19 protein-coding genes are annotated in these 14493 nt (G+C 63.7%); 13 read left to right on the forward strand and 6 right to left on the reverse strand.

All coding sequences use genetic code 11. The features are described 5' to 3' along the window. The first annotated feature begins 169 nt into the window (after positions 1-169). From AC3IF1_RS29170 to AC3IF1_RS29215, 10 genes are all read left to right on the forward strand, one after another. Positions 170-418, forward strand: coding sequence for a hypothetical protein (locus AC3IF1_RS29170; protein ID WP_243971354.1), 249 nt, complete (start codon positions 170-172; stop codon positions 416-418). Next, a complete protein-coding gene (locus AC3IF1_RS29175; protein WP_489220611.1) occupies positions 415-828 on the forward strand; it encodes a hypothetical protein in 414 nt (137 codons plus the stop codon). Before AC3IF1_RS29170 ends, AC3IF1_RS29175 begins: the two co-directional genes overlap by 4 nt. Further along, complete coding sequence (locus tag AC3IF1_RS29180) at positions 825-1106, forward strand: hypothetical protein (protein ID WP_489220612.1); 282 nt, start codon at positions 825-827, stop codon at positions 1104-1106. The genes AC3IF1_RS29175 and AC3IF1_RS29180 overlap by 4 nt, the downstream gene beginning before the upstream one ends. After that, the gene (locus AC3IF1_RS29185; RefSeq protein WP_489220613.1) at positions 1103-1549 is read left to right on the forward strand and encodes a hypothetical protein; all 447 of its coding nucleotides are present in this window, start codon (positions 1103-1105) and stop codon (positions 1547-1549) included. Before AC3IF1_RS29180 ends, AC3IF1_RS29185 begins: the two co-directional genes overlap by 4 nt. A gap of 141 nt (positions 1550-1690) precedes the next feature. Next, complete coding sequence (locus AC3IF1_RS29190; RefSeq protein WP_489220614.1) at positions 1691-1954, forward strand: hypothetical protein; 264 nt, start codon at positions 1691-1693, stop codon at positions 1952-1954. Positions 1955-2035: 81 nt separating this feature from the next. Further along, positions 2036-2293, forward strand: coding sequence for a hypothetical protein (locus AC3IF1_RS29195; protein ID WP_489220615.1), 258 nt, complete (start codon positions 2036-2038; stop codon positions 2291-2293). Between the two features lie 57 nt (positions 2294-2350). Continuing rightward, on the forward strand, positions 2351-2806 hold the full coding sequence (locus AC3IF1_RS29200; protein WP_489220641.1) for a DUF5681 domain-containing protein: 456 nt from the start codon (positions 2351-2353) through the stop codon (positions 2804-2806). A gap of 17 nt (positions 2807-2823) precedes the next feature. Then, positions 2824-3132: a hypothetical protein gene (locus AC3IF1_RS29205; RefSeq protein ID WP_489220616.1), complete on the forward strand. Its 309-nt coding sequence runs from the start codon at positions 2824-2826 to the stop codon at positions 3130-3132. After that, complete coding sequence (locus AC3IF1_RS29210; protein WP_489220617.1) at positions 3129-3422, forward strand: hypothetical protein; 294 nt, start codon at positions 3129-3131, stop codon at positions 3420-3422. Before AC3IF1_RS29205 ends, AC3IF1_RS29210 begins: the two co-directional genes overlap by 4 nt. A gap of 219 nt (positions 3423-3641) precedes the next feature. After that, on the forward strand, positions 3642-4733 hold the full coding sequence (locus AC3IF1_RS29215) for a glycosyltransferase (protein ID WP_489220550.1): 1092 nt from the start codon (positions 3642-3644) through the stop codon (positions 4731-4733). A gap of 61 nt (positions 4734-4794) precedes the next feature. Here the strand turns inward: AC3IF1_RS29215 and AC3IF1_RS29220 are convergent, their stop codons facing one another. Further along, complete coding sequence (locus AC3IF1_RS29220) at positions 4795-5844, reverse strand: phytanoyl-CoA dioxygenase family protein (protein ID WP_243972581.1); 1050 nt, start codon at positions 5842-5844, stop codon at positions 4795-4797. A gap of 1249 nt (positions 5845-7093) precedes the next feature. On the opposite strand from AC3IF1_RS29220, the gene AC3IF1_RS29225 reads away from it, so the two are divergent. Continuing rightward, a complete protein-coding gene (locus tag AC3IF1_RS29225; RefSeq protein ID WP_489220618.1) occupies positions 7094-7612 on the forward strand; it encodes a Ros/MucR family transcriptional regulator in 519 nt (172 codons plus the stop codon). Between the two features lie 7 nt (positions 7613-7619). On the opposite strand, the gene AC3IF1_RS29230 is transcribed toward AC3IF1_RS29225, so the two are convergent. The 5 genes from AC3IF1_RS29230 to AC3IF1_RS29250 all read right to left on the reverse strand — a co-directional run bounded on the left by AC3IF1_RS29230 (position 7620) and on the right by AC3IF1_RS29250 (position 12809). Continuing rightward, entirely contained in the window at positions 7620-9338 is a 1719-nt protein-coding gene (locus AC3IF1_RS29230) for a TadE/TadG family type IV pilus assembly protein (RefSeq protein WP_489220619.1), read from the reverse strand. Continuing rightward, entirely contained in the window at positions 9322-9936 is a 615-nt protein-coding gene (locus AC3IF1_RS29235) for a TadE/TadG family type IV pilus assembly protein (protein ID WP_489220620.1), read from the reverse strand. The genes AC3IF1_RS29230 and AC3IF1_RS29235 overlap by 17 nt, the downstream gene beginning before the upstream one ends. Positions 9937-9962: 26 nt before the next feature. After that, the gene (locus tag AC3IF1_RS29240; protein WP_489220621.1) at positions 9963-10571 is read right to left on the reverse strand and encodes a TadE/TadG family type IV pilus assembly protein; all 609 of its coding nucleotides are present in this window, start codon (positions 10569-10571) and stop codon (positions 9963-9965) included. Between the two features lie 194 nt (positions 10572-10765). After that, positions 10766-11758, reverse strand: coding sequence for a site-specific integrase (locus AC3IF1_RS29245; RefSeq protein WP_489220622.1), 993 nt, complete (start codon positions 11756-11758; stop codon positions 10766-10768). Further along, on the reverse strand, positions 11751-12809 hold the full coding sequence (locus AC3IF1_RS29250) for a hypothetical protein (RefSeq protein ID WP_489220514.1): 1059 nt from the start codon (positions 12807-12809) through the stop codon (positions 11751-11753). Before AC3IF1_RS29250 ends, AC3IF1_RS29245 begins: the two co-directional genes overlap by 8 nt. 584 nt (positions 12810-13393) lie before the next feature. Between AC3IF1_RS29250 and AC3IF1_RS29255 the strand changes: the two genes are divergently transcribed. Beyond that, complete coding sequence (locus tag AC3IF1_RS29255) at positions 13394-14029, forward strand: AAA family ATPase (protein ID WP_279598112.1); 636 nt, start codon at positions 13394-13396, stop codon at positions 14027-14029. A gap of 5 nt (positions 14030-14034) precedes the next feature. After that, complete coding sequence (locus AC3IF1_RS29260; protein ID WP_489220623.1) at positions 14035-14331, forward strand: ribbon-helix-helix domain-containing protein; 297 nt, start codon at positions 14035-14037, stop codon at positions 14329-14331. Positions 14332-14493 lie beyond the last annotated feature (162 nt).

Below are 14493 nucleotides of genomic sequence, written 5' to 3' on the forward strand. Positions count from 1 at the left end.
CTCGCGGGTCCGCGTGCCGCTGACCTGTGCCGCTTGCTCGCCCGCGCTGAGGCCGACGTGAGCGCGCTGGAACCCGCCTGCCGGGCTCTCAACGCCCTGCCAGCCAACGACCGCCGCCAAATTTGGGCCGCCTACGCCGCCCTTGCACGCGCAGCTTGAGGAGATGACGATGCACGCCACGGAAATCGACCGCATGTGGTTTCGGGCTCACCCGAACCGTGAGTATCGCCTGCGCCGCCAGACGCCCGCCGAGGTGCAGCGGTGGCCTGTCCAGCCCGGCCCCGACTTCGACGCCTGGTGCATCATCCGCCGGATCGATGGCGTGATGGAGCTGTTCGCCATCAAGGCCGGCGAGACCTGGGACGATCACGACCTGGAGCTTGAGCTGTTCTTCGACAGCCTCCGGGAGGCGGCATGAACGCGACCCCCTCGCGCGCATGCGCGCCCGTGAGCGAGCAGAGTGTGCAGGGTGCGCGTGGCGATAGCCTTGAAGCTGCCGCCGACGCCCTGCTGCGCATTGTCGTAACAGGCGAGCGGGAGCGCAGCGCCGTCGCTAACCCCGATTGGGCGCCTCGCCGTCCCTGGACCGACACCCTAGCCCCCCCGCCGACCGATGCCCTTGACGTGGCCGGTCTCGCCGTGGACCCGATCGGCGTCGCCTGCCGCACTGAGCTGCGCCGGATCGGTCATGCGCTCCACGCCGCCAACCCGGACGAGGACTTCGTCGCCCTGTCCGTCGAGATCGCCGAGATGGACCCGACGCACGCGGGCTGGCGCGCGATGGTCCTGGAAATGGCGTGGCATGGGATCGGAGGGCCGACGCCGTGATTGCCGCTCTCCCCGATCCGCCGACGCCTGCCAGCATCCTCACCCTGATCCACGGCATCGAGCGCCACGGGCCGACAGCGCCGGCAGCCATCGCCTTCCGGTCCGCCCTGTTCCGTGCCGGCCTTGAGGCGGACGCAGCCGGCGGTCTCGCCGCCCTCGACAGGCTGATGGATGCGGCCACAGCGGTAGATCCCGACCGCGCGGACGCCCGCACCGCGATCCTGAGGGCGGCTTGGGCCGATCTGCTCCCCGGACCTGGTGGGAGGGCTTGGCCATGACAGCCACGGTCACAGGGGGCGACAAGCTTGAAGCGCGCCTGAACGAGATCGCAGCCAACCTACGCCGCGCCTCAACCGTCGAGGTCGGCTGGCTCGACGGGGCAACCTACCCCGATGGGACGCCGGTCGCCCTCGTGGCCCTCATCAACGAATTCGGCAACGCGGCTCAGGGCCAACCGCCGCGCCCCGCCATCCGCAACACCATCGCGGTCAAGGCGACGGAGTGGCAGGCCAAGTTCGCGGTGTTGCTCACGGCCAACCGCTACGACACGGATAAGGCGCTCGCGCTCATGGGTGAGATCATCAAGGGCGACCTACAGCAGGCCATTACCGAATATTCCGGGCCGCCGCTGAAGCCATCCACCGTCGCGCGGAAGGGGTCGGACAAGCAGCTCGTCGACCAAGGCATCGAGCTTGCCGGTATCAACTACCGGGTGAAGTGACACTGCCTGAAGGTCAATTAGATCGTCAAAATTGGCCCGTGAGACGCATTCTCTGCCTCGACGCATGGAGGTTCCGACAATCAAAGGAACGCCGTCCTGAGCCAAATTTGGCAATCTGAACGGCAAGCACGAGGATCAACGATGCCCTATCCCAATTCTAGCGCCGACGATGCAGCTTGGTTCGAAACCCATCCTGATCGTGGCTATCGCTGTCGTCACCGGACCGGTGCCGAGAAGGGTGCGGATCGTGCCGCCCTGTCCGGCCCTGCCTACGGTCTCGTCATCATCCGCCGATGCGACGCACAGGCGGCCACCCTGTGGTCGGCCAACCCGAGTCTGTACGTCAACGGCGATGACGAGACCTTGGCTGACTGGTTCGGTCACTATCAAGACCGTGCGGCATGAGGTGAGCATTCTCATCGCCGCATGCCAAATGCTTGGTGAGATGCTATCTATCGCCTGAACTTGGATTTTGGACACGTTTCAATGCCTGTCGACAGGACCTCGAATAGTCTGAGCAAGCGCCTGGCGAAGCTGGAGAGCGCCATCCGCCCGCCGCAGCATCGCACGGTGCGCCACTTCGCGATCAAGGGGCCGCGGGATCTGCCTAGAGATGCCGCCGTCGCCTTCCTCCGGGAGTGTGGCCACGACATCCGCGATGACGAATGCGCCATCATCCGCGTCATGGTCGCGCCTGGGTACGACCTGCCGCTGAAGGACATCACCGACAGGTGCGGGCGATGAGGTCGTGGCTGTTTTTTGGCTGTTCTTTACAGCCACGCCGAGCCGCAGGGGGTGAGTATGCCGGGTGATGGTCGGCCATTCGGGCAGGGCCAGAGCGGCAACCCCGGCGGCCGTCCGAAGGGTGCCCGCAACCGGTCGACCGAGGCCCTGGAGACGATCCTCGACGGCGAGAGCGAGGCCCTAACCCGCAAGGCGATCGAGATGGCGCTGGAGGGCGACACGGTCGCGCTGAGGATGTGCCTCGATAGGTTGATGCCCGTCCGGAAGGATCGGCCGATCACCTTCACCCTGCCGGAGATCGAGACCGCGGCCGATCTGACCAAGGCGACGCGGGCACTGATGCAGGGCGTGGCGGACGGTGAGATCACCCCGAGCGAGGCGGCCGAGCTGTCGAAGCTGGTCGACGCCCATGTGAAGGCCGTCGAGGTCCGAGACGTAGCTACCCGGCTCGCCGCACTGGAGCAGGCCGCAGAGCAGACATCGACGGGAGGGAAGCGGCAATGGCGGGGCTGATTGATCGGATAGCGCGGTTGGAGGCGGCAGCCGTCCCGCCATCGACCGGCAAGCACCTCACCTTCCAGGTCGAGGCCCCGCACGGGACGCCAACCAGCGACATCATCGCCTTCTTGCGGAAGCGTGGCCACGCCATCCACGAGGGTGACGACGTGTTCGTCATGAACGTCGGCGCCTACGGGATGACTGAGGGCGATGCGCCGCGGGACCTATCGCCCGCCCTTCTGACGGAGGAAGAGCGCGCGGCGGCCCCGCCGGCTGGACGGTGGCCGAAGGGCTGCGAGTGGTTCACGTTCAAGCTCGATAGCCCGGGGCTGCACGGATGAGCCTGCGCCTCGCCGAGCGGGTCGCCCGCCTTGAGCAGCGGCAGGCCACGGCGCAGAGCGACGGCCCCGCCATGCCGCCCGGGCTCTACGAGCACCTGCTGCGCGATGCGGTCCAGCACCTCAGCGACTACCCGAACAGCGAGGCCGACACCCTGAACGACGGGCTCGCCCGCCTCTTGGGCTACAGCGACCTCGCCGAGGCCGATGCTGCCACCGAGACGGCCCCCGAGCTGCGGCGCTCTACGGTTGCCGAGGCTCGGCGTCGCCGACTTTCTGATGGAGTCGGTTGATAGCGCTTGCATGCCTGATCACGATCCGGTGTCAGCCGACCGCCAGACACCAAGCGGCAAAGGTTTGTGATATCAGACTAATTTCGTGTCGGTGACCCGCTTCTGATCAAGCGCCCGCACCGGCTCGTACTGCATGCCGCGATGCGCAACGCCTGCCGTGTGCGTCACCCGATGGCGTCGCAGCTCAAAGGTGAAGCGGTGACGAGGTGGCCGTAGACGATGAACCTGCGGAACATCCAGTACCCTTTCCTGTTCGAAGTTCCTGTCTTGAAGCACATGGCCGGCTTCGCTGGCCTGCTGAAGCGCGATCCGCGCGGTTGGCCATCGGACAGGCCGGTCGTCGGGATGTTCCTCTGCCTCGACCCGCTGATCTTCTGCTGCCAACCACAGCCGCGACCGTTCGGAGTGGCACATCACTTGGCTACTCGGTTTCCGGACGAAACGTTCGTCTTCTTGGTACCGATTACGATGAGCTTGGAGCGCAGGGTGAACGCGCTCGCACTGGCCGCTCAGCACCGCCGGTTCCAGAAGACGCATCCGCGTGCGAGCCTCATCATCTTAGCCAACACTCGCGACGAGGAGAGGCTGCTGCGACGGCTCGGAGTCGACGTGCGATATGCCCCGCAGAACATGTTCGTCGACGAGGGCATGTACCACCCGATCCCGGGGTGTAAGCGGCGGTTCGATGCGATCTACAACGCCCAGCTCGCCCCCTTCAAACGGCATGAGCTCGCGCGCAATTTGCCGAGCTGCGCTTACGTCACGAAGATGTTCACCACGTGGTCGCCGCAGCTGAAGCGGCAGCATCTGGGCAAGTTTGTTTGCAGCCTTCCGTACAACCACGTGATCCTGAACGACGTGACCGCGGATGACGTCGTCCCCATGGACCACGTGAAGGTGAACCGGGCGATGGCGTCGGCTCACGTCGGCCTGTGCCTGTCCGGGCTTGAGGGCGCGATGTACGCGAGCATCGAGTACCTGCTGGCTGGGTTGCCGGTGGTATCGACGCGTAGCCGAGGCGGGCGCGACGTCTTCTTCCACCCGGACACGACCCTGATCGTGGACGACGACCCGCGCGCCGTACAGGATGGCGTCGTGGCGATGAAGGCGCGTGCGCTACCCCCGGACTACGTGCGCGCCACGACACTGCGCCTGATCGCTGAGGAGCGTGCGCACTTCAATGTCTTCATCGACGGCCTGCGGGGGCGGCAGGTCGACCGCACGGACCCCCGGTGGTCGTTTGAGTACGCACACAAACTCGCTCGGTTCGGCTCCATATCCGAGTTCGAGGCACTGGTTCGCGCGCGTTGAAGCCCTCTGCTCCTACATGTCCTGGAACCGCGCCGAGCTTTCGGTCGGAGCCCCCCGCGGCTCACACGATCCGGGGCGGGGCGTCGGCGGTGAGACGGCCGACCGGGCGCCAAACGTTCTTGCGTAGCCCAAGTTGTTCCAGCCGGTCGAGCAGCCACCATCCGATCCGGGTTCGCCAGCGGGCCAGACCGGTGAGCGACCAGATGTCGACGCCGGCCAGGGGCAGGAACGGGTTGTGCCGATCGTAGGCCCAGACCTCAATGCGCACTGCCGGCCGCAGCGACGGCCCGCGGGCATGGAAGCCCACCGTGTCGCCCACCACCAGCGTGTTGCCGGGGACCGCGAAGGCCACCGGGTCGGGATAACCCATCCGCTTCAGCTCTGCCGGAGTCGCCCGGAACGAGCCTCGCCCGCTGAGGCGGTCGCGGCCGCTCGCCGCGTTGATGGCAGTACGGCGCTCCCAGGCGAGCCGTCGCTTGGTGAGGCGGTGCGAGCCCGGGACGTAGGTGAACGGCCCCTCGTCGGCGGCGACGTCGGTGAGGAATAACCACGCCTTCATGGTGGGGTGGAAGGTGTCGATGTGGAAGTTGGTCTGCGGGTCCGGGGGCGCGTCGGTGACATGTGACAGGATCGTCTGCACGGTCAGGATCGGCTCGCAGTTGAAACTCGCCACGTAGCGCAGGAGGTTCCGCCACTCTGGCAGGGCCAAAAGCCTGCGCATCGCCGGCATGCGCGTGAGCGTCCCGGGGTCGAGCGGGATGCGGCGGGTGACAGTGTCGCCCTGGATCTGCTCCCTGCCCTGTGCGGTGATGTTGGTCACCTCGGTGTAGACGGCCCGGTGCAGATCGGCGGCCATGAAGTCGGCGCGCCGGATGAAGCCGTCGCGGGCGAAGTCGGTCCGGTCTTGTGCGCTCACCAGGTGGGCGAGCTGGCGGCGGCGCAAGGCCGCCATGGCGTGGGCGAGCCGGACGCGCATCGTGTGCAGGCCAGCCCGGTTGAGCCGCTCCGAGCCGAGGATGGGATTGTCGACGAAGGATTTCGCTCCGGTCGCGAGCTGGGCCACCCAGAGCGGCGACTTGAGGGTGTTTCGTAGGAGCTGAGTGATCGCCATATTTGCTGACCCGAGGCGGAGTGAGCCAGCTCCCCCGTAGCCAGCACCAGCATCCGATCGATGAGTCGAGGCCAAATTTTGGCTAACAACCTTTTTAGTGGTAGAAATGTTCACATTTGCGCGAGCGAAATGGCGTTAGTAGTCTCGCGTTGCCTGATAACCACAACCGGCATAGCAATAGATTTTAAAACTCGTAGTTCGTGTCTTGCCGTTTATAGAAACTCGCTTCCCGAGTGCCCCTTGAAGGCGTTCGCCCGCTGGATGTAGCCGATCACGGTCCGCGGGTACCAGTGGCTCAGACAATCATCTTTCCCTTATGGCCGCGACCTGGTCCAGGCTTTCGGTGATGCTCTACTCGTTGTTTTTCACCGACCAGCACCGGTGTCTCACCTTCGCTCAGCACCGACATGACCACCGCGCGGAAATCGTTGCATAGCCGCGGCTCCATGGCCTCACAGGCACGCGGACAGATCGTACGCCAGGCCTCCCGATCGACGCGCGCGGAGCGGTGTTGGTTAGACACGACGACGCTGAACGATAACCCGCAGTGCGGACAACAAACGGGCACGAAGCGCATGACAAACCCCGGGGGCATCGAGAAACGCTTCTCGGGCGACGCTCGTCCAGCGGATTGTATTCAAAATGCGATGGGCGCGGGATCGAGCAATCTGCTTGCGAACGCATCAGCCAACTCGATGCCGACGAACTGCTCAGCGTCCGCGTTTGTCTGCCGAACACCCTCAGCACTCACCGCGGGCACGTCGCCGCCACCGCGCGCTACACAGTAGCCGTCGCTGCGGCGCGAACGCCGAACGGCACAGGGCCGAACCACGTCGTCACGGGATCCGGCCCGCTCTCTCATCACGGACGCATCGTCACCGACCCGTCCTCTGGGTCGACCGCCTCGACGCACGGGCCCGCCGAGACCGATCGCGCCGACCGTATCATCGAGCCCGCGATTGCACGCTGCTGCAAGGGCGTCGCTGGAGACAGTAGGTAGGACGGGCATAAGGCTGCGCACCAAGACGGACACGACGGTCACACGTATGGTCGGGTGAAAGGGCAACCCATCCCGACTGCGCTCGACGGCAGAGACGACGTTATCGGCGATCAGCGTGGCGAACCGCTCAAGGTCGGGGCTCGGCATCATCTCGGAGGTGCCTACAAGAAGAGAACTTCTTCAGCATATCGTATTGCGTTTTGCCGGGCACCGATAGATCGTTATGTCTTACTCAAAATCAGGTGCATCGTGAGCAAGAACGTTGAAACCATTGAGGCCCAGGCCGTCAATTTTATTGAGCTGACGGCTGGCATCGTATCGGCCTACGTGTCCAAGAACTCGGTACGGCCTGCCGACATGGCGGAGCTGATCGCCAGTACGCACGCTGCACTCACGGGGCTTGGCAATGCCGGCGCACGTGCTGCTCCTACCACTGAGAAGCTCACACCCACCCAGATCCGGAAGTCGATCACGCCAGACGCGCTGATCAGCTTCCTCGATGGCAAGCCGTACAAGACCTTGAAACGGCACGTCACCGGCAACGGCATGACAATCGAGCAGTACCGCGAGCGCTTTGGATTGCCGCGGAACTACCCCTCAACGGCCGCCAGCTACTCGGCGCAGCGCTCGGCGCTCGCTCACAGTTTCGGGCTGGGCCAGAAGCGCAGGGAGGCAGCTCCGAAGGTTGCTGAGCCATCGGCGACCATCTCCGACGAGCCGAAGCGTGCTGGCCGGCCGCGGAAAATGAAAGAGCCAGCAAATAATTAAAGCAGTGCTACTGTGTGAGTCGCAGTGCTCCAATGCTAGCCTGAATTTGCTGGAAGGCTGAAATCAGATCATCCGACGTGTTAGCGATGAAAAACTGATTTGCTGATGAGGCGCAATTCTTTAGCAGTGCTTGGCCCGCAGTGTCGATTGGATCGGACGGAATACTAAAACCGATCGTGTAAACTGAGATATTATTAGCCTTCGCGTTGGTGCACGCTTGAGCAGTCAGGGCATCGAGTGCATTCCTTGAACTCGTTGTGTCGTAAATGTTTTGGTTCGTGGAAGGTAGTCGCGGGTTTGGTGTTGTACCGTTGGCGTTCTGAAAGTAGCCGGCAGCAAAATACATAGATACATTCGGAGAGTATGGATTTGTTGCCCAGCTGTTCGTTCCGTCAGTCATCAAGATGATGATTTTGTTGATGGTTGTTGCGTTTGAACTGCTGGAACTTGAAGAGTAAGCGCTGCCATCAGCGAAGACGCTGATCGGTGAGAGCGTCCGCCAACCCCACATGAAGCCTTCGTGGATGTTGGTCGAGCCTAACGGTGCCATGTTGCTGATCAAGGTCTTCAACGTAATCGTATTATTCGTCAGTCGCTGCAGCGGCTGGGTGGTGCATCCGAAATTAGGGCCATTCGGGACGCCAGTGGACGCATTCGAGCTTGTTGGAGCTGGGTTGGCAGGGCTAACATACTTACACGCACGGCCCTCAGCTGTGTTGAAGGATGTTCCAGAAGCCATTATTGGGCAACTGCCGGACTTGCTGCTGTTATCATCGTCAATATAGCTGTTAAAGCTATAGTATGTATTGCCATTGACGTTGAAACCAGCATATGTATTGCTAGAGTCGCCAGGTTCGTCAGGAGCCAGCAACGGTATGTAGTAGGAGTCTTTGTTGCCGCTGGTCGGTGCTCCATCTTGTACGTTCAGGGGATATGGCAGCGTTTCCAGGCACCCCGCCCAACCCCAGCCGGAGTAAGCTGCTTTCAACTTTGTGAAAATATCGAACCGGCTCGTGAAGCTCGAGCTGCTCGGGGAGAGTATGTTGGTCCAGTGCAAACTGGATTGTCCGTTTTGATCGATCCAGGAAGCATATCTGTACGTTGATGGATCAACGGCCACCGCAGCAGCGAACGGCACGATCGAGATCCTAGTTGCGCTCGAGAAGGCGCTGTTGGTGTAGACATAGCTGACGAAGTTCGTCGCGGCAGTTTGAACCGCCTGCAGCTTCGTCTGTCCACCGCTCGACTCGGCCATCGATCCGGTATTGTCGAGCACGAGGGCAATCTCGAATGTTTTAGGGAGCGGCGTGGCGCATTGTGATTTGGCGCCCGGATTGATGACCGTCGTCCCTGTGAGTTTTCCGAAAAAGACCGACGATTGCTTGTGCGCCGTCAGAGTGATCTGGCGCGGGTTGCTGGTGATCACCAGAGGATCGACCACGAGGTTCGGCGCCCCCATCGCTCCGATCATCGCCGTCTGGGCTAAGGCGTTTAGATCCGACGTCGAGGTCGTGAGCGGCGTCTGGCAAAGGAGGAGTGCAGTGCCGTCCGTCGCGGCTTGTAGCTTCGTCTCGACCCGAGTTGCGAAGCCGTAATCGATCGCCGCCCCACCGAACATCAACATCGGCACGCTGAGGAACGCGAATAAGATAGCGACATTGCCGCCGCGATCCCGGGCGATCCTGTTCCAAGCCCCTTGGCGCAGTTCATCAGGGTGTCGAGCCATTGCACGCCATCGCGTTGGAGGCCGGCACTACGACCTCGGTGTAGGTGTTCGTTCCATAGGTCTTGCCGCCCCGCGTCGGCCACGGGACGCTGGTCGAGAAGGTGATCGTGTTGCTGACGCCCTTGGCGAGTTGGATCAGCGCTCCCCCAATCATCGGGGTGTAAACAATGCTGACCTCAGCCAAGACATAACGCATGCCCGCGGTCTGGTAGCCCGGTGGCACAGTCAGGCCAGTGGCTGTCCCTGTACTGCGGGGGCTGGCATTGGCGTTGGCGACGCTGGAACAAACGGTCGGGATCAGGTTCGCACCGTTTAGGCCGACGCCCATGGCGCTGACTACGATTTTCACCGTCGAGGTATTGAACGGGCGCATCACGGTGGTGGCGGAGGCGACGATGTCGTTCATCAGCGTTGCACTGATCGGGTTCTGCGTGTCGCCTTGCCCTGTCAGATCGGCGACCGTGCGAGCGAGCAGGGTCAGCTTGCGCCATTCGTCGATGGCATGCGCTAGTTCCGTCATGCCCGCCCAGATGGCGAGTAGGACCGGCAGTATCACGGCAAATTCCACGGCGGCGGTGGCACGGCGGTCGCGCCACATGCGCCCAGCCCAGCGAGCGAAGCACCTCAGCACGGGCTCGTCCCGACAATCTGGTACGGCTCGGTGCGGAACACCGCCGTCGAGGTGAGAAGGCTCGATCCAGCACCCGTGCCGCTGCTGAACTTCCGCGTGTTCAACCCCATCAGGTTGAAGAAGGTCGGGAACTGCACGGCGGCGGTGACGATGACGATCGTGCCAGGTTTGGCGCAGGCGTAGTTGGTGCCGAAACTCGTGTTCCACGTCCCGGTCGTGGCGTTGATCGGCGTCGACGCGGTGGCGCCCGCGAAGGTGCTCGACGTCGCGACGTCGATCTTGACAGCTTGGCAATTGAAAACGTTGACGATGGTGGCGGTCGCCGGCCCGCACATCGTCGTCTTCAGGGCCGCCAGCAGGGTTGCGGCATCGGTCTGGCCAGCATTGGCGATCTGGAATTGTCCGGTGAAGATCGTGCGGACCGCATTTTGCAGCGCGCGATCGAAATTCTGTGTCGCCCAGATTTGAAACGCGACCTGGAAAACTGAACCGCACAGCGCCAGAAACGGCATCGCCACGAAAGCGAACTCAACCGCCGCTGCTCCGCGCTTGTCACGGAGAAAACGCAGGCGCTCAAGACGGCGGAGATGCTTGAGTCGCATCGAGAAACCAGCTGCATACCAGCGAAGAAATATTCTGAAATGGTACGCAAATCATAACGACGGCAATAATTTATATTTGGTTAAAAAACCTATATAATAACGCATTCTGATCAAATTTGACATTCAAGTTTCTGAACGGTTGCTAGGAGAGTAGGTAATTGTGGCCCACGCTGTGTTCCATTCATATGAGGATCTTACAGGAACCCGCTCCCCGAGTGCCCCTTGAAGGCGTTGGCCCGGCGAATGTACCCGACCACCGTCCGCGGATCCCGGTGGCCCGACTGATCCATGATCCGGGCGAGGTCCGCCCCGCGCTCGGCCGCGGTGGTGATGTAGCCAGCCCGCAGGCTGTGCGCCCCGAACGTCGTGGCGTCGAGGCCAGCGGCGGCGCAATACCGCTTGATGATGTCGGCTACGGCCTGCGTCGTGAGGCGAGGCGGCAAACCGGAAACGGTTTCCGTTTTGCGCACGTTGCCCGACCGCGACACCGGCCGGAACACCGGGCCCGAGACGATGCCGGTCGCGTCCAGCCACTCGCGCACCAGGGCTACCGGTCGGATGAACCGGCCGTGCGGGATGGCCTTCTCGAAGCCCCTGCCCTCTTGGTCGACCTTGCTTCGGCGGACCATGACGCGAAGGCCCTCGGGATCTTCGCGCAGGTCCTCGACATCGAGCGCCACCAGTTCGGAGCGCCGGAACGCGCCCGCGAAGCCGAGGGCGATAAGAGCGCGATCTCGCTTGCCCGTCAGACTGTCGGGCGTCCGCATCAGGAGAGTAGCCAGGATCTCCGCGGTTGCGGCCGCCTTCTGCGTCGGGGCAACGCCTACCTTGCGCCGGGCGCCCTTCATAGCAGCGCGCACGCCTTCATCATCTGTCGGATCGGCGACGCCGGCCAGCTTGTGAGCGTACCGGATCGCGGCGAGCCTGCGGCCGAGCGTCGAGGCGGCGCGGCCGTCCTCCGCTTCCGACACGATGAAGCCCGCCACGGCCTCCGGGCTCGCCGGGAGGGACCGGAACCCGTACCGGTCGCACCACGCCTGGAACACCAGCACATCGCCGCGATAGGCGCGCACCGTCGAGGGCGCCTTGCTGGCCTGCTGATAGGCGCGGACGATCGCTGCGGCCTCAGCGGGCAACTGCCGGGGATCACCCGGTAGTTCGACAAACAGGGTTTCGGGTTCAGCCATCGCTTCCATCGGCGGGAGCGGTGGTGACGGGAGGTGCGATGCGGACGGGGAAATTCTGCCGTCCCAGCACGTCGGTCAAAGCCCGCACCGTGTCGTGATCCGAGAGCACCCGATAAGGGTGAACTCTATTGCGACTGTCCCGCAGAACGACAGGGTATTCGCACAACCCATCCCGTTCGATGTCCCGAGCCAATGCCTCGACCCGCGGCCGGTCTACTGGCGCAAGCCAGCCGTACAGCGATCCGATACGCCACACGTCGTTGATCGAAATCTCGGTTGGCTCAACTGCCTGCGCCCGCTGCCGGTGCGCCTCTCTCTCTGCCTCCTGGAATGCCGCGTCAGACAGGTTGCCGAACCGTGCGAAGAACTTCGCGACGCGATCAGCCCCGATCATGTCCACCAGGGCTACGGCGCCCTCCGCGATGATCGCGTCTTTCCGGCGCTGCTCATCCTCGCGAGCCACCCGCTCCCGTTCCTGCTTCCGGGCGGCGGCCGCTTGTCGCTTTTCACCCTTCCCCCGCAGGGCGTCCTCTTCATCTCGCTCCTCCTGGGAGAGCGCCGCTCGCCGCGTCCTCTCCTTCTCGGCTGCGATGTGTTGTCGAGCTTGGTCCCGACCTTGACGTACGTCATGCAGAATTTTCTCAGGGCGAACCGTTTCGCCGGCCTCAATCCGGCGCAGCACCGCGGCGCGCACCTGCTCAGGCGTCGAGGGGGCCGACAGCTCATAGAGGACGCTCGGCGGCAAATACGACACCGTGTCGCTTTTATCCCCCAGCACCTCAGCGGCGCTCATGGCGCGCTGCGCGGATCGGGGCGTCATACCCATCTCGGCCTGCACCCATTCGAGGAACAGTCCGTGCTCAAGCTGAGCCTTGATCGCCAAGAGATCCCGGCCGGTCTCAATGACGTAGGCCATTTGTCGATCACGGTAGCGGTCGACCGCTGCTTTGGCTTGGTTCGCTGCTGCATCGTTCAGCTGGGAATAATCGAACCCTGCGGTGGCCGAAGGCGGGGTGTCGAGCGGCAGGAGATCCATGGTCTGCGCATCCATCGTCTAGCTCCCCGGTTCGGTGGAGGTATTGGTTTCGGTCCGGCCCATCTGTTCGGCCAACTCCCCGCGCCAGCCATCTGGCAGAGTGAGGCCGCGCATCCTGGCTCGCGCCTCGACGGCGTTGAGCACCCGTTGCCAATGCTCGGGCGAGAGCTGCCACGGGGCGCACGTCAGGCCGAGATTGCGCACAGCGCTCGACGCGGCGTCGCGAAGTGGGGCGAACGCCTCGGCGGGTGGATATAGCCTTGGCTCTAATTCCTCACGGCCCTTGCGATCTGCCATCGCCGTAACTTTCGAGAAACACACTTATCGCAAGTTATAGAAATGACGGCTTGATAGCAAGATGTCTCGACGGCTTAATATAGGAATGGCGAGCGTTCTGGACGTCGTGCGAGTCTGACGGCTCGATGATTCGATTGCTCGCCGGCTCGACGGCCTGGCGTTCAGATGGCTCGCCACCTTGACGACTTCGCGTCTCGCTTGCGCGCCGGTTCGACCGCTCGACGCCTAGCAGGCTCGCAAGCTTGACGGCGTGTTAACCGGACGCTTCCCATGCTCGACGGCGAGACGGCAGGACGCTTCGCATGCAGACGATCACGATAGCGGCGCGGAAGGGTGGGGTCGGGAAGACAACCTTGGCCACGCACCTTAGTGTCATCGCCGCTGGGCCGGGCAAGCCGGTGCTGCTGTTCGATACCGACCCGCAGCGGTCACTGAAATGGTGGTGGGACCTCCGCCAGGGCGAGACGCCGGCACTCATCGAGTGCGAGGCTCGCGAGCTGCCCAAGATCCTGCCAGCCGCCGAGGGGGAGGGCGTGGCCTACAGCATCATCGACACCCCGCCCCATGCCGAGGCCTCGATCGCCGACGCCATGAGGGTGGCCGATCTCGTCCTCGTGCCGACCCGGCCGGGGCCGTTCGACCTCGCGGCCGTGGCGACGACGCTCGACCTCGCCCAGCGCGTGGGCAAGAAGCCGCTCGCCGTCATCAACCACGCGCCGCCCCGCACCGGGTCGGCCGAGCCTGCCATCGTGTCGGAGGCGCGCGAGACCCTGACCCGCATGGGCGCCACCGTGGCGCAGGCTGTGGTCTCGCAGCGGGTCGCGATGTCTCACGCCATCATCGGCGGGCAGACGGTCAACGAATTCGAGCCGCACGGACGAGCCGCCGAGGAGATGCTGGCGCTCTGGTCCGAGGTTCAGTCCTTGATGAAGGAGTAGGGGACATGTCCACCGAACGTCAGCCGCTCACCATCCTCGCGGATCGCCTCGCCAAGAAGTCACCGGCCCCCGAGGCCGAAAAGCCGCCTGTGGCCGAGACCGTGTCCGAGGCCGCCTCCACCCAGCCGGCGCCAGTGAAGGCGAAGGGTGCCGATGCCCGAGTGCAGATCATCGTCCGTATGACCCCTGCCGAACGGAAGGCGCTGCGCCAGATCGCGCTCGATCAGGACACGACCGCTCAGGCGCTCGCTGAGGATGCCATCCGCGACGTGCTGCGACGTCACGGCTTCAAGGCGTCCTGACGCTTCGAAGGCTTGCCGTTCCGAACGCGAGGCATCGAGACGTATTGACGGCGAGACGGCCTGCTATCAAGCCGTCTTTCCACCAGCCGCGGACGCGGTCGGGACGTGCGCGAGGCCGGGATGCAGCCAAATGGCTGGTCCCGGCCGGTTGCGTTATTCGTG

The organism is Methylobacterium sp. E-012, from assembly GCF_057836545.1.

Bases quoted from the DNA above. Each gene is read 5' to 3' on its own strand.
- AC3IF1_RS29170 (WP_243971354.1), top strand. From the start codon at position 170: ATGCACGCCACGGAAATCGACCGCATGTGGTTTCGGGCTCACCCGAAC.
- AC3IF1_RS29175 (WP_489220611.1), top strand. From the start codon at position 415: ATGAACGCGACCCCCTCGCGCGCATGCGCGCCCGTGAGCGAGCAGAGT.
- AC3IF1_RS29185 (WP_489220613.1), top strand. From the start codon at position 1,103: ATGACAGCCACGGTCACAGGGGGCGACAAGCTTGAAGCGCGCCTGAAC.
- AC3IF1_RS29190 (WP_489220614.1), top strand. From the start codon at position 1,691: ATGCCCTATCCCAATTCTAGCGCCGACGATGCAGCTTGGTTCGAAACC.
- AC3IF1_RS29195 (WP_489220615.1), top strand. From the start codon at position 2,036: ATGCCTGTCGACAGGACCTCGAATAGTCTGAGCAAGCGCCTGGCGAAG.
- AC3IF1_RS29200 (WP_489220641.1), top strand. From the start codon at position 2,351: ATGCCGGGTGATGGTCGGCCATTCGGGCAGGGCCAGAGCGGCAACCCC.
- AC3IF1_RS29210 (WP_489220617.1), top strand. From the start codon at position 3,129: ATGAGCCTGCGCCTCGCCGAGCGGGTCGCCCGCCTTGAGCAGCGGCAG.
- AC3IF1_RS29215 (WP_489220550.1), top strand. From the start codon at position 3,642: ATGAACCTGCGGAACATCCAGTACCCTTTCCTGTTCGAAGTTCCTGTC.
- AC3IF1_RS29220 (WP_243972581.1), bottom strand. From the start codon at position 5,844: ATGGCGATCACTCAGCTCCTACGAAACACCCTCAAGTCGCCGCTCTGG.
- AC3IF1_RS29230 (WP_489220619.1), bottom strand. From the start codon at position 9,338: ATGGCTCGACACCCTGATGAACTGCGCCAAGGGGCTTGGAACAGGATC.
- AC3IF1_RS29235 (WP_489220620.1), bottom strand. From the start codon at position 9,936: ATGTGGCGCGACCGCCGTGCCACCGCCGCCGTGGAATTTGCCGTGATA.
- AC3IF1_RS29240 (WP_489220621.1), bottom strand. From the start codon at position 10,571: ATGCGACTCAAGCATCTCCGCCGTCTTGAGCGCCTGCGTTTTCTCCGT.
- AC3IF1_RS29245 (WP_489220622.1), bottom strand. From the start codon at position 11,758: ATGGCTGAACCCGAAACCCTGTTTGTCGAACTACCGGGTGATCCCCGG.
- AC3IF1_RS29250 (WP_489220514.1), bottom strand. From the start codon at position 12,809: ATGGATGCGCAGACCATGGATCTCCTGCCGCTCGACACCCCGCCTTCG.
- AC3IF1_RS29255 (WP_279598112.1), top strand. From the start codon at position 13,394: ATGCAGACGATCACGATAGCGGCGCGGAAGGGTGGGGTCGGGAAGACA.
- AC3IF1_RS29260 (WP_489220623.1), top strand. From the start codon at position 14,035: ATGTCCACCGAACGTCAGCCGCTCACCATCCTCGCGGATCGCCTCGCC.